At 63.1% G+C, this 13,009-nt stretch carries 9 protein-coding genes; 3 read left to right on the forward strand and 6 right to left on the reverse strand.

The window, feature by feature from the left end; translation table 11 throughout:
* Positions 1 to 348: 348 nt before the first annotated feature.
* A complete protein-coding gene (locus ACT3TS_RS16510; RefSeq protein ID WP_444532617.1) occupies positions 349 to 1,935 on the reverse strand; it encodes an ABC-F family ATP-binding cassette domain-containing protein in 1,587 nt (528 codons plus the stop codon).
* Positions 1,936 to 2,199: 264 nt separating this feature from the next.
* Between ACT3TS_RS16510 and ACT3TS_RS16515 the strand changes: the two genes are divergently transcribed.
* Positions 2,200 to 3,186: a diaminopimelate dehydrogenase gene (locus tag ACT3TS_RS16515; protein ID WP_444532618.1), complete on the forward strand. Its 987-nt coding sequence runs from the start codon at positions 2,200 to 2,202 to the stop codon at positions 3,184 to 3,186.
* Positions 3,187 to 4,145: 959 nt separating this feature from the next.
* Here ACT3TS_RS16515 and ACT3TS_RS16520 read toward each other — a convergent pair.
* Both ACT3TS_RS16520 and ACT3TS_RS16525 read right to left on the reverse strand, forming a co-directional pair.
* Positions 4,146 to 4,553, reverse strand: coding sequence for an EVE domain-containing protein (locus tag ACT3TS_RS16520; RefSeq protein ID WP_444532619.1), 408 nt, complete (start codon positions 4,551 to 4,553; stop codon positions 4,146 to 4,148).
* Between the two features lie 48 nt (positions 4,554 to 4,601).
* A complete protein-coding gene (locus ACT3TS_RS16525) occupies positions 4,602 to 4,970 on the reverse strand; it encodes a VOC family protein (RefSeq protein ID WP_444532620.1) in 369 nt (122 codons plus the stop codon).
* Between the two features lie 75 nt (positions 4,971 to 5,045).
* On the opposite strand from ACT3TS_RS16525, the gene ACT3TS_RS16530 reads away from it, so the two are divergent.
* A complete protein-coding gene (locus tag ACT3TS_RS16530) occupies positions 5,046 to 5,486 on the forward strand; it encodes a MarR family winged helix-turn-helix transcriptional regulator (protein ID WP_444532621.1) in 441 nt (146 codons plus the stop codon).
* 137 nt (positions 5,487 to 5,623) lie between these two features.
* Here ACT3TS_RS16530 and ACT3TS_RS16535 read toward each other — a convergent pair whose 3' ends face one another.
* Positions 5,624 to 9,280 (reverse strand): SNF2-related protein, encoded by a 3,657-nt coding sequence (locus tag ACT3TS_RS16535; RefSeq protein WP_444532622.1) that lies wholly within the window; start codon positions 9,278 to 9,280, stop codon positions 5,624 to 5,626.
* Positions 9,281 to 9,340: 60 nt separating this feature from the next.
* Positions 9,341 to 10,024, reverse strand: a complete 684-nt coding sequence (locus ACT3TS_RS16540; RefSeq protein WP_444532623.1) for a FadR/GntR family transcriptional regulator — start codon at positions 10,022 to 10,024, stop codon at positions 9,341 to 9,343.
* Between the two features lie 86 nt (positions 10,025 to 10,110).
* Between ACT3TS_RS16540 and ACT3TS_RS16545 the strand changes: the two genes are divergently transcribed.
* The gene (locus ACT3TS_RS16545; protein ID WP_444532624.1) at positions 10,111 to 11,400 is read left to right on the forward strand and encodes an alpha-hydroxy acid oxidase; all 1,290 of its coding nucleotides are present in this window, start codon (positions 10,111 to 10,113) and stop codon (positions 11,398 to 11,400) included.
* A gap of 76 nt (positions 11,401 to 11,476) precedes the next feature.
* Here ACT3TS_RS16545 and araA read toward each other — a convergent pair whose 3' ends face one another.
* On the reverse strand, positions 11,477 to 12,997 hold the full coding sequence (araA, locus tag ACT3TS_RS16550; protein WP_444532625.1) for an L-arabinose isomerase: 1,521 nt from the start codon (positions 12,995 to 12,997) through the stop codon (positions 11,477 to 11,479).
* Positions 12,998 to 13,009: the final 12 nt, after the last annotated feature.

The following is a 13,009-nucleotide window of genomic DNA, read 5'->3' on the forward strand; positions in this document are numbered from 1 at the left end:
GAAGAGCACCAACCGCGGCAAGCAGCGAAACCACATCCTGTGTGGCCTCACCACCCCGGTCCCCGGGGACAAACACCGGAATACTCATACCCCAAGACTACAGGCATACGTTACCAACACGCAATACATCCCCGAAAGAATCTTCTAAATCTTTTTTAGCGCCGCCAATCACCCAACCAGGCTGCCCGACCCCCGGAACGCAAGAACCGCCGTCGCCCCTTCAAAAAAGGGACAACGGCGGCACTTTGGCAGGAGCGGCCGCCCCGACGGCACAGGGAAAGGCCGGGAACGCAGCATGAATGGTACTCAACAGCCCCGCATTCGGAGCATGAGACGGCTTGCCGACAGCTACCCGCCGTGGACTGTAATCCCGCCCGGCGCGTCAGCGTTGAACACGAGCCGGCGGTTGGCGATTTTGTCGGTGAAGAAGCGGTCGTGGCTGACCACGAGGACGGCACCAGGGAAATGCAGCAGGGCCCGCTCCATGACCTGCGTGCTGGACATGTCGAGGTGGTTTGTGGGCTCATCAAGCACCAACACTGAGGCGCCCGACAGCAGGCACTGGGCCATCGCCACACGGGCCCGCTGCCCACCGGACAGGTTGCCGATGCGCTGCTTCAGGTCCGCCTCGGAGAACTGGAACATGGCCAGGAAGCGGTTGACGGACTTCTTGGTGGCCGTCAGTGCGAGGCTGTCCGGCATCGCGTTGACGGCGTGGGTGACGGTGTCGTCAGGGTCCAGCTCGTCGAGCACCTGGTTGTAGGACACCAGCCCGCCGCCCTTGGCCCAGGTGACGTAGCCGGAATCTGCCGGTTCCTCCCCCGTCAGGGCACGGAGCAGCGTCGACTTGCCCGAACCGTTGGCCCCCAGCACCACAATCCGGTTGCCGCGGCGGATCTCAAAGCTGAGGTCGCTGAACAGCGTCCGGTTGCCATACGTTTTGCTCAGCGACTCGATCCGGCACAGCACGTCCTTGACGTGCAGCCCGCCGTAGATCTCGGTGATGATCTTGTCCACGGGCCGCGGGGCGCGTGACTTCTTGATCTTTGACAGCTTGGAATCGAGCCCCCTCGTCGCAGCCTTGGCAGCCTCGCGGCGGTCGGAGATGCCCTCCGCTTCAAAGGCCAGCAGTTCGGACTCATGCACAAACTGGCTTTCGAGCGTCTTGAGCCGGAACTGTTTGGCCACCACGTACTCGGCAAAGTTCCCTGGGTATTCATGCAGGTGGAAGTTCTCCAGCTCGATGATGCGGGTAACCACCGCGTCAAGGAACTTCCGATCGTGCGAGACGATGATCGCCGCGCCCTGGAAGTTCTTGAACCAGCCCTCGAGCCATTCCACGCCGGCCACGTCAAGGTAGTTGGTGGGCTCATCAAGCAGCAGCACGTCGGGCGCTTCCAGGAGGATCTTGGCCAAGGCTGCACGGTTGCGCCAGCCGCCCGAAAGGTCGTCGATGGGGCAAATGCGGTGAGCCTCGTTGAAGCCAAGCGTGGTCAACACCTTGTCGATCGAGCGCTGGTAGTCCCAGCCGTCCAGCCGGTCCATGTCGGCAAACAGCTCTGATTGCCGGTGAATCAGCCGGTCCAGTTCGGCTTCCGGCTGGTCGACGGCGAGCGCCGCATCGATCCCGGCAAGCTCCGCCTCAATCTCCAGGACGTGGGCAAACACTTCCTCCAATACTTCCAGAATGGTCTGCGCGCCATTCAGCTCGGAGAACTGGGAGAAGTAGCCAATCTTGGTGCCCAGCTCCACGCTGACGGTGCCGGTGTCGGGCTCCACCTGATCCATGACCAGCTTGAGCAGCGTGGACTTTCCCGAGCCGTTGCGTCCGATCATCCCCACCCGGTCCCCCGCCTCGAGCTTGAAAAAGGCCTCGCGCAGCACCTGGACCTTGTCGAAGCGCACGGAAACATCGTTGAGGCGGATCAAGCTCATGGGTGTGGTCCTTTAGTGCAGAGAGGTGGGGCAGGGAAAACACCCGCGTCCAGTTTACCGGCAGGTGAGGGGCGCGCGGTGGCGCATGCCGCCGTCGTGCTTGGGACAATGCTTCTCCTGCCTAAGGCCGGGAACGACGCCGGGCCCGCGCCTCCCAGCCCGGCCGCCCCTTCCGCTGTACGCCACCGTAGCTGCAGACTGTACGGTTGTTGGTAAGTGTGCGGCCGCCAGTGATGAGCGGCCCAATAGACGGATGGAGAATACATGAGCGCGCCGATTCGCATTGGAATTGCTGGTTACGGAAACCTGGGCCGCGGGGTCGAGGCAGCCATTGCCAAGAACGCCGACATGACCCTGACGGGAATCTACACCCGCCGCAACCCTGCGGAGCTGACGCCGCTCAATGCCGGTGCCCCAGTGTTCTCGATGGACGAGTTGGCCGGCCGCGCATCCGATGTTGACGTGCTGATCCTGTGCGGCGGTTCCAAGTCGGACCTGCCCGAACAGGGACCCGCCTTGGCTGCCTTGTTTAACACGGTCGACAGCTTCGACACGCACGCGCGCATTCCCGAGTACTACGCCACCGTGGGCGCTCCCGCAAAGGCTGCCAACAAGACCGCGTTGATCTCCGCCGGCTGGGATCCGGGCATGTTCTCCATCAACCGTGTCTACGGCGAGGCCCTGCTGCCCGACGGCGACACCTACACGTTCTGGGGCCGAGGCCTGAGCCAGGGGCACTCGGACGCCATCCGCCGGGTGCCCGGAGTTGCCGGCGGCGTGCAGTACACCCTGCCGTCCGAGACGGCCATTGACGAGGTCCGCAGCGGCTCGCGGCCGGAACTGACCACCCGCCAGAAGCACACCCGCGAATGCTTTGTGGTGCTTGAGGACGGCGCCTCCGAGGACGTTGTACGCGCCGAGATCGTGGGCATGCCGCATTACTTTGACCAATACGACACCACGGTCAACTTCATTACGGCCGAGGAGTTGGCCCGCGACCATGCGACCATGCCGCACGGTGGTTTTGTGATTCGCAGCGGCAACACTTCCGACGGGCATGCCCAGGTCGTCGAGTACTCCCTGGCGCTGGAAAGCAACCCGGAATTCACCTCCAGCGTGCTCGTTGCCTACGCCCGCGCCGTGCACCGCATGAACGCGGCCGGCCAGTTCGGCGCCAAAACCGTGTTCGACGTGGCCCCCGGCCTGCTCTCGCCCAAGTCCGCCGCTGATCTGCGGGCTGAACTGCTGTAATTCATTATTGGAGTTCGACGGCGGCAGGTGCGTTGGGCAACCAACCCACCTGCCGCCGTTGGCTAATCCTCCTGGGACACCAAGTCCAGACGGGCTGAGTTCGCGCAGATCGAGGTGACTTTCACTGTGTAGCCACTGAATGTAATCTCGGTGTCAAGAGCCAGATCTTTGAAAGTTTCGTCGCCTGAAGTCGATGGCTCTTCGGCCCACACCATCAAGCTGACTGTGGGCACAGCGGCCTCGATCTTCGTCCCAACCAGCCCGATGCGCGGAGTATGCCCGGGTCCCAATGCGGACTGTGGCAGACCAGGAACTGGGCCTACTGCAGAAGTGCTCACCGTATACATTCCTTTGTCTGTGCAACTTCCGGTTCCAGCAGCATCGGAGCTTGGTCGGGGTGCCGGATGCTCGTTTGACGAACAAGCAGTCAAGCCGAGCAGGGCTGACATCAGTAGCCCAAAGCTGGCCACACGAGCAAGCGGGCTACTCATGGGACTTCAGCTCACCACGGACGCTGTCCGTTACAGATGGCGATAATACTGATGGTGCGTACCCTGAACGTAGCCTCTTCCCCGAGCGCATGCCATGGTGGTCGTCAAGGACACACCGGTTCCGGGTTTCACTGGTCCGTGCCCTCGATGCGGGCTGAGGCTTGTCGACTGAAGGCCCCGCATGCTGTTTTCCCCACCGCTTGAAAAGACCAAAGTTCGCCATGATAAGAACACTAAGGGCATTCTCAGCAAACTTCGATGGACAGTTGTATCCATCGAAGTTTGCTGGTGCAGTCGTGATCAAAGTCGTCGGAGCCCTGCTCCCCTTGGGCTGGCTGTGGTGCTGGGCCCGCTCCCGAGAATCTCGATTCGAGACTGTGCCGGTCCGCGCGACCGCAAGTGACGGCAGGGAGCTGAGGATGCGGCAACCCGGGGCAGGACAGCTCGAGGTACTGCAACTGGCCAAAGCTATGCGGTCATGGCGGCTCGCAGGACAGCCACGTCGCGTTCCTCCAGTGGCACAATCCCCAGTCGTAGCTGATATCCCCAGTTCGGCTGCGCCGTCAGATGCAGCCGGGTACGCACTTCCGCCAAGCCCACAGGAGTTGCCTGAATGTAGTTGACCCGCCGCCGGAACGGGGTGAATTCGCCGTCGTCCGCTTGCCAGATCTCATCGTCGGCAACGGTCCCCAAGGCCGTGAACTGCTGCAGCCGCGTCTTCTCCCCCAACCGCTCCACCGGGGAATAGTAGATGAGCGTGTCGCCGGCCTGCATCCGCGCCACTCCGACCCGTCCGCCGTGGCCGATCTGGGCAATACTCAGGGCGACCCCGCGGCGGACGTGCTCGGCCGACACCACACCAAGCCAGCCGCTCATGGGCTCTCCCGTGCCAGCTTGCGCGGAAGCAATCCATGCCGGGACTGCTCAGGCCGCATCGTGAACCGTGATGAAATAGCCGTCAGGATCCGCAAAAGTGAAGGTTCGGCCAAACGGCCCCTCCACCGGCTCCGACACGATCCGGGTGCCTGCGGCGGCAAGCCCGTCGTGAATCAGCTGGGCGTCCGTGGTACGCAACCAGACAGCAGTGCCCGCCCCGGGCTGGTCGATGGTGTCCAGATTGATGCCCGACAGCGGCTCACGCACAGCAAAGGGAATGGGCTTTGTATCGAAGACAACGGCGTGTGGCGGGGCAGCCTTGGCCCGCACCAATCCCAGCTGTTGTTCGTAAAACGCAGCCGACCGTTCCAGGTCACGCACCTGCAGTGAAATAAAATCCGGCCCTATGACAGCCATCGCAATGTCTCCTCTTTCCCCAATGAACGATCATGTCAGTGTGTTGACTTACTCAATGTATGTCAGAATATTGACATGAGTCAAGAGAGTGTTGGCGTGGTTCTGGAAACGTCGCTGGGGTATCTGCTGAAACAGGCACACAGCGCCCTGCGGTCCGCGATGGATGGGGCGTTGCGCCCATTGGGCATGACGGTGCCGCAATATGCCTGCCTCGAGCAGCTCTCGCAGCGGCCAGGACTCTCAAATTCCGAATTGGCGCGGGGCACCTTCGTCTCGCGGCAGTCGATGAATGTCCTCCTGCTCTCGCTGGAGCGGGACGGCCTCGTTTCCCGCCGAGTACAGCCAGCATCGGGAAGGGCGCTTCCTGTTCAGCTCACGGACCGGGGTAGGGAACGCCTCGCGGCGGCCAGCGCTGCGGCGGAGTCGGTCGAGCTCACGATGGGAAGCGGACTCATTCCGTCAGAGCAGGAGCAGTTGCGCCGCCTGCTCGGATCCTGCATCACAGCACTGTCTTAGAGCTGAGCACTGAGGATCTGCGCCATCGGAGGCGCGGCGCAGCGCCGCAATACGGATGGCTGATCTCAATCGTCCAACCACCGACGCATTCCAGGCCACAACGTGCCCCTGCCGGTTGTTCGCAGTGCAGCCGCGGCTCAAGCGTCAAACAGCCCGCGGACATCGTCGGCGGTGATCGCAGAGGAGAACATGGCGTCGTCGTCCATGACGGAGCTGAACAGCTTCGCCTTCTTGTCCTTGAGCGCCATGACTTTTTCCTCGATCGTGTCCTTGGCAACGAGCCGGTAGACCATGACGTTCTTGGTCTGGCCGATCCGGTGGGTGCGGTCCACGGCCTGGTTTTCGGTGGCGGGGTTCCACCACGGGTCCAGCAGGAAGCAGTAATCGGCTTCGGTCAGGTTCAGCCCGAAGCCACCCGACTTCAAGCTGATCAGGAACACCGGCGCAGTCCCGGACTTGAACTTATCAATGACCTCGCCGCGTTTGCGGGTCTTTCCGTCCAGGTAGGCGTACTCGATTCCGGCGGCGTCCAACCGCTCCCTGGCCTTGCCCAGGAACGACGTGAACTGGCTGAAGATCAACGCCCGGTGCCCCTCCGCCACGACGTCTTCGAGCTGTTCAAACAACACATCGAGCTTGCTGGACGGGGCGCTGGCATACTTCGGATCCACCAGGGAGGCGTCCAGGCTGAGCATCCGCAGGGTGGTGAGCGACTTGAAGATCGTAAACCGATTTTTGTCCATGTCGCCCAGCAGGCCGAGAACTTTTTGACGCTCATGCTGGAGGTGTCGCTGGTAAATGGTGCGGTGCCGCGGCGCAAGCTCCAACTCCAGCACCTGTTCCTGCTTGGGCGGCAGCTCCTTGGCCACAGCGTCCTTCGTGCGCCGCATGATCAGCGGCCGGATCCGGCGCCGCAACTGCTTGAGCCGGTCAGCGTCCCTCTCCTTCTCCACCGGTTTGCGGTAGTAGTCGGAAAAATGCGTCGGCGACGGGAACAGCCCCGGTGAGGTGATGGCAAACAGCGACCACAGCTCCATCAAGTTGTTTTCCATGGGCGTGCCGGTGATCGCCAGCTTGAACGACGCCGGGAACGACCGCGCCAGCTGGCTGGCCTTGGTGAGGTGGTTCTTCACAAACTGGGCCTCGTCAAAGATCAGCCCGGCCCATTTCTGGCTGGCATAGGCTTCGTTGTCGAGCCGGAACAGTGTGTAGGAGGTAATGACGACGTCGGTCCCGCCCACCAGTGCGGCTGCCTCGCTGCCGCTCTTGCGCAGTGTGTCGGTGACGGCTGTGGTGTTCAGTCCGGGGGCAAAGCGGCGCGCCTCGGCAGCCCAGTTGGACACCACCGAGGTGGGTGCAACCACCAGGAACGGCAGTGACTCTTCCGTTTGTGCCGCGGCGGTGGCCTTGGCGTGGGTGATCAAGGCCAGGGTTTGCAGTGTCTTGCCCAGGCCCATGTCATCGGCCAGCACTCCGCCAAGATTATTGTCAAACAGGAAGGCCAGCCAGTTGAAGCCTTCCTGCTGGTATGGGCGCAGCGACGCATCAAGCCCCGCCGGGACTGGAACCGCCGCAACTTCCTGCAGCTCGAGCAGCCCGGAGACTGACTTTTGCCAGGCGTCGGCCTGCTCGGCAGTGGTGGCCAGCTCCTTGAGCTCCTCCCACAGCCCGGCCTGGTAGCGGCTGATTTTCAGGGAACCGCCGGGCTCCTGCAGGCTCCGTGCCTCGTCGATGAGCCGGCGAAGCTGCTCAAATTCAGGCTGGTTCAATGCAAAGTAATGTCCGTTGGGCAGCATCAGGTGGTCCTCATCGGAGGCCAGCGCCCGGAACAATTCGCCAAACGGAATGTCGGTCTCGTCCAAGGTGACGGAGACACCCAAGTCAAACCAGTCGCCGTCGCCCGTTCCCTTGGTGCTGATGCCAATCTGCGGGGTGCCCGTCAGCTCGGTGTAGTCGGGGGCCGTACCGGCAGTGTCCACGCGCACGTGCTCAAGTTCGGCCAGGGCGGGCAGGGCTTCGGTGCTGAAGCGGGCCGCGGCAACGTCTTTCACGTGCACGGGCTCGTTGCTGCCGGGATGCAGGCTTGCAGTATGGGGGAAGGATTCCCGGGTGGCCGCCGGGAATTCGGCGAGCGCCTCCGCCACAATCGTCAGCAGCCGTGTCTCGAAGGCGTCGTCGCGGTGCCCCGCCCCGTCGCTGACCATCGAATATTTGGCGATTGAGTCGCCGACAGCGTATTCCCAGTGCCAATGCAGCTCCAGTGCCGGCCCGGCTGCCTTGTGGGGCTGGCTGGCGGTTTTGCGTCGCCGGTCAACCTTTGGTGCGGCCGCCGGAGGAATGTGCACGGCTGTCAGCACGAGTTCCGGGTCCCGAATTTCCGGCAGCCCGCCGCTGCCGTCGCGGGCGTGCAGGTCCATGCTGTGGCGCAGCTGCGGGTAGTAACTGTCCAGGAACTGCTGCCGCGCCGAAGCCGGGATTTCCACCGGCGTCCGGGTGTCGATCAGCAGTTTCAGCGTCTTCCCGACGGACTCCGCGACAGGTGCGAAGTTGATGTTCCGCTGGGCAATGGCGGTTTTTTCATTGCCGCCGGTCCACCAGAAAAGGCCGTGTACGGGCGCGCCGAGGGTGCCCATCATGGCCGGGTCAAGAGTTGCGCCGTCAGATGGGGTCGTGTCGGATGAGGCGGCGTCAGATGAGGCGGCGTCAGATGAGGAGCTGCCGACAACGGCATGCGGGACGAGCGTGATGCCGCCGTCGGCTGTTGCGGCGATGTCCGTGCTGACATGGACCGATTCGGCCCATGTGATGGTGTTCGACTTTCTGGAGGTGACAAATTCCAGGCCGATCCCGGCCGCCTGCGTCAGCAGGTTCCACAACAGCGGAGAGTTGAAATCATCCAGGCAAATCCACTTGCCGGTGCCGTAACCGGTTCTGGTGGACTTGAAGAGGGAATGAAAAATCTGCAGCCACTTCTTGTGTTCCAGGTTGAAGCCGTCCATGTAGTAAAGCTGATGCATGGAGTCCCAGGCCAGGTTGCCGACAACCCATTTGTTGGCGTCGTTGCGCATGACCGGACGGACGCCGAGACGGATACGCGTCTTTTCCATGGCCTTGGCACCGCGTGTTTTGGCATTCTTCCTGAACTGGGATCGGGCCGCGTAGGGATCCTGTGGTTCCTCAAGCAACTCAAATTGCAGCGCCATCGGGATTGGGGCGACCACGCCCGCGTTGCGAGCCGGCTCCCGGCCCCAATAGGCCGGCGCCTCCACTACCGGCGGATGGAGTAAGGCCTCAAGCTGCTGTTCCCAGGGCGCCGGTTTCTTGGGCACCTGCTTTTTGACTGCCGGCGCCGTGGCTGCGGCTTTCTTGACTGCCGGCGTCTTGGCTGCGACTATCTTCGGTGCTGGCGTCTGCGCCACTGCCTGCGCCGGTTCCGCAGCTACGTCACGAACCCCAGGAATCCCGGATGTTTCGGGAGGTTCGGTTTCTTCCAGCAAGCGGTTGGTGGTAAAAACCAGGGCAGCCACGTGTTTGCAGTTTCCCCCGACGGGGCAGCTGCAGTAGCCGGCAACAAGAGCCGCTCCCTTCGGTGCGTCAATGAAGGTGACTGTGGTTTCGTAGACTCTCCTGCCGCTGCCGGACACCCAGGCCTGCAGCTCGAGCCGGCTTTCCACCCATTGGACCCTGCTGACCTTGCCAGCACCGGCATACTCAAGCCCGCGATGCACCGCTGCGGGGCCGACAAGCCCCCTGAGCGCCGCATATTCCACATAGGGGACGAGCGAAAGATCCATTCCATTAACAGTACCGGGCGGCACCCACAGCGAAGAACCCAACCCGCCGGGACCGGCCTCTCAGCCCGCCACCCCGGCTTCCTGATAAAACCCCTCAATATGGGTGGTGACAAGATCTGCCGCTGCTGGTCCGTCGTCGTTCCTGACGGCCGTCAAAATGGCCCGGTGCTCAGCACGGAGACGTTGCACAGTTGACCCCCAGTCAGGAAGATTGGACGTCAGCCTTCCCCCATAATCCTTGACCGCCTCCCGCAGTGAGCCCAGCATCGCGCTCACAACGACATTTCCGGCCGCCTCCGACAAGGCCAAATGGAAACGGATGTCAAGGTCAAGGAACTCGGTGGCGTCAGAGACCTCATCCATCCGTTGGAGCAGCTCCTCGGCTTCCTCCAGCGCCTGTGCATCAGCGCTGGCCCGGGAGGCCGCCCATGACTCGAGCAGCACACGGGTCTGCACAATGTCTGCAACTGGAAGATGGGACGTGGCAACATGCAGGCGCAACGCCATCCCCAGGGCCATCGTGGGATCGGAAATGGCCACCGCACCGGCGTCCGGGCCGGACCCGACCCCAACCCGGACAACACCCATGACCTCCAGAATCCGGACGGCTTCGCGGACCGAGGTGCGCGAGACACCGAGACGCTCTGCCAGCGTGCGTTCCGGCGGCAACCGGTCCCCGAGGACCAGTCCGCCGGAGGAGAGTTGGTGCTCCAACCAATTCAAAACATGTTGATGGGTACGCATGTGACAATGCTACTTGGTGTGGTTGGACCTTAGACACTAGGGTGGGAAACGACGGAGAAATCCACCTTTCCAGCATGGAGGCGACAATGACGCAAAGCAGCGAAACCGGCAACCCTGAAGCGCAGGGAGTTCCAGCCCTGCCGGCCGCACTCCGACGCCGGATGCCCAAATATTCGGAGCTGGCCCCGTTGATGCAGTTCAAGAAGCCTGAGTTCAGCCAGGCAGCCAAATTGCGCCGCACCAACACCATCTGGGATCTGCGGGACATGGCCAAGCGCCGCACCCCGAAGGCGCCGTTCGATTACACGGATGGTGCCGCCGAGGCGGAAATCACCCTGCGCCGGGCGCGTGCAGCGTTTCTCGACATTGAGTTCCGCCCCGGCATCCTGCGGGATGTCTCCAGCATCGACCTGGGCACGGAGATTTTGGGGAAGCAGTCAAGGCTGCCGGTGGGCATCGCGCCCACCGGTTTCACCCGGATGATGCAGTCCGAGGGCGAGTATGCCGGCTCGCAGGCTGCCGAGGCTGCGGGCATTCCCTACACGCTGTCCACGATGGGCACCGCCTCCATCGAGGATGTTGCTGCCGCAGCCCCGAATGGGCGCAACTGGTTCCAGCTCTACCTGTGGAAGGACCGGGACCGCTCCCTTGAATTGATCGAGCGCGCTGCCCGGGCCGGCTACGACACGCTCATGGTCACGGTGGACACCTCCGTCGCCGGGGCGCGGCTGCGGGACGTGCGAAACGGCATGACCATCCCGCCGTCGCTGACCGTCAAAACGGTGCTTGACGCGTCCTACCGCCCGGCCTGGTGGTTTAACTTCCTGACCCACGAACCACTCACCTTTGCCTCGCTGTCCCGACACACGGGCACGGTGGCCGAGCTGATCAACTCGATGTTCGACCCCACCTTGAATTTCGCGGATCTGGGCTGGCTGCGGGAAACGTGGAAGGGCAAGCTGGTGGTCAAGGGGATCCAGACCGTCGACGACGCCCGGAAGTCGGTTGATCACGGGGCCGACGGCGTTGTCCTCTCCAACCACGGCGGGCGCCAATTGGACCGGGCGCCCATCCCCTTCCACCTCCTCCCGGAGGTCTCCGCAGCGCTCAAGTCCGGCGCGGGCAGCCCCGCAATCATTTTGGACACCGGCATCATGAGCGGTGCCGACATCATCGCGGCCCTGGCGCTTGGAGCGGACTTCACCTTGATTGGGCGGGCCTACCTGTACGGCCTGATGGCGGGCGGCCGGGCCGGCGTGGACCGCGCACTGGAGATCCTTGAAACGGACATGCGACGCACCATGGCCCTGCTCGGTGTCAGCACCATCGCCGAGCTGACACCGGCTCACGTCAGAATCCTCAAAAACCAGTCCTGACACACGGATCCCGGGCCGGCCCTTGCTCAGGCCGGCCCGGGATCCGGGGTTGGAATCCTGGGCTCAGAATCCGGGCTCAGAATCCCTGGGCCAGGCGGTAGTAGGCCTGGTTCCAGCGGATCTCCCGCACAAAACCACGCTGCGTGGTGTCCTCGTCAATGACAAGAAGTTCCGCCTCGAAGATGTCGGCGAAGTCCTGGAACGCCTCAATGCCGACGGCGGTGCTCATCACAGTGTGATGGGCGGCCCCGGCCTCCAGCCAGGCGGCGGCGGAGGTGGCAAAGTCGGGCAGCGGCTTCCACACGGCCCGGGCCACGGGAAGGTTGGGCAGCGGCTCGTCCAGCGGCACAACCTCGACCTTGTTGGCTGTGAGGCGGAAGCGTTCGCGCATGTCCGAGAGGGCCACCACCACTCCGGTGCCCGGATCGGCGTCGAACACCAGGCGGACCGGATCCTCGCGGCCGCCAATGCCCAGCGGGTGCACCTCCAGTGAGGGCTTGGTGGCTGTCAGCGAGGGGCACACCTCGAGCATGTGGGCGCCGAGGATCTTTTCCTCGCCCGGGACCAGGTGGTAGGTGTAGTCCTCCATGAGGGAGGCCCCGCCGGGCAGCCCCTCCCCCATCACCTTCGCGGCGCGGATGAGCACGGCCGTCTTCCAGTCGCCCTCGGCACCAAAGCCGTAGCCGTCGGCCATGAGCCGCTGCACCGCGAGACCGGGGAGCTGGCGCAGTTCGCCAAGGTCCTCGAAGTTGGTGGTGAACGCACCAAAGCCGCCGGCCTCAAGGAAGCTGCGCAGGCCCAGTTCAATCTTGGCTCCGTAGCGCAGGGACTCGTGGCGTGCGGCACCCGGAAGAAGCTCGGCAGCCACGTTGTACAGGCGCAGGTATTCCGCAATGAGAGCGTCAACATCCGCCTCGGAGGAGGCGTCAACGGCCTCGGCCAGTTCATTGACGGACCAGCTGTTGACGGAGACGCCGAAACGGATTTCCGCTTCGGTCTTGTCACCCTCGGTGACGGCGACGTTGCGCATGTTGTCGCCAAAACGGGCCACCTTCAGGGTGCGCACCTGGGCCACTGCGGCGGCAGCACGCGTCCAGGTGCCGATCTTTTCACGCACCAGCGGGTTGGACACGTGGCCCACCACTGTTTTCCGGCTGATGCCCATGCGTGACTGCATGTAGCCAAATTCCCTGTCGCCGTGCGCTGCCTGGTTCAGGTTCATGAAGTCAAAATCAATCTCCGCCCACGGCAGTGCCACATTGGCCTGGGTGTGCAGGTGCAGCAGCGGCTTGTTCAGCTCGCTTAGCCCGCGAATCCACATTTTGGCCGGTGAGAAGGTGTGCATCCAGGCGATGAGGCCGATGACCCTGTCGTCGGCGTTGGCATCAATGGCGGCCCGGCGGATGGACTCGGAATCCTTCAGCACGTCCTTAAAGACAACACGGACGGGAATCTCTGTTGATTCCTGCAGCGTCTTGACCACTTCAGCCGACTGCTCGGCGACCTGGCGCAGGGTTTCCTCGCCGTAGAGGTTTTGGCTTCCGGTCAGAAACCAGACTTCGTATCCGGACAGAGAATTGGTTAACTGCAAAGACATGTTCATTCCTTC

Source organism: Specibacter sp. AOP5-B1-6, assembly GCF_052376555.1.
In the GTDB taxonomy this organism is placed as follows: Bacteria; Actinomycetota; Actinomycetes; order Actinomycetales; family Micrococcaceae; genus Specibacter.

Bases quoted from the DNA above. Each gene is read 5' to 3' on its own strand.
- ACT3TS_RS16530 (WP_444532621.1), top strand. From the start codon at position 5,046: ATGAGTCAAGAGAGTGTTGGCGTGGTTCTGGAAACGTCGCTGGGGTAT.
- ACT3TS_RS16515 (WP_444532618.1), top strand. From the start codon at position 2,200: ATGAGCGCGCCGATTCGCATTGGAATTGCTGGTTACGGAAACCTGGGC.
- ACT3TS_RS16520 (WP_444532619.1), bottom strand. From the start codon at position 4,553: ATGAGCGGCTGGCTTGGTGTGGTGTCGGCCGAGCACGTCCGCCGCGGG.
- ACT3TS_RS16535 (WP_444532622.1), bottom strand. From the start codon at position 9,280: ATGGATCTTTCGCTCGTCCCCTATGTGGAATATGCGGCGCTCAGGGGG.
- ACT3TS_RS16510 (WP_444532617.1), bottom strand. From the start codon at position 1,935: ATGAGCTTGATCCGCCTCAACGATGTTTCCGTGCGCTTCGACAAGGTC.
- araA (WP_444532625.1), bottom strand. From the start codon at position 12,997: ATGTCTTTGCAGTTAACCAATTCTCTGTCCGGATACGAAGTCTGGTTT.
- ACT3TS_RS16525 (WP_444532620.1), bottom strand. From the start codon at position 4,970: ATGGCTGTCATAGGGCCGGATTTTATTTCACTGCAGGTGCGTGACCTG.
- ACT3TS_RS16545 (WP_444532624.1), top strand. From the start codon at position 10,111: ATGACGCAAAGCAGCGAAACCGGCAACCCTGAAGCGCAGGGAGTTCCA.
- ACT3TS_RS16540 (WP_444532623.1), bottom strand. From the start codon at position 10,024: ATGCGTACCCATCAACATGTTTTGAATTGGTTGGAGCACCAACTCTCC.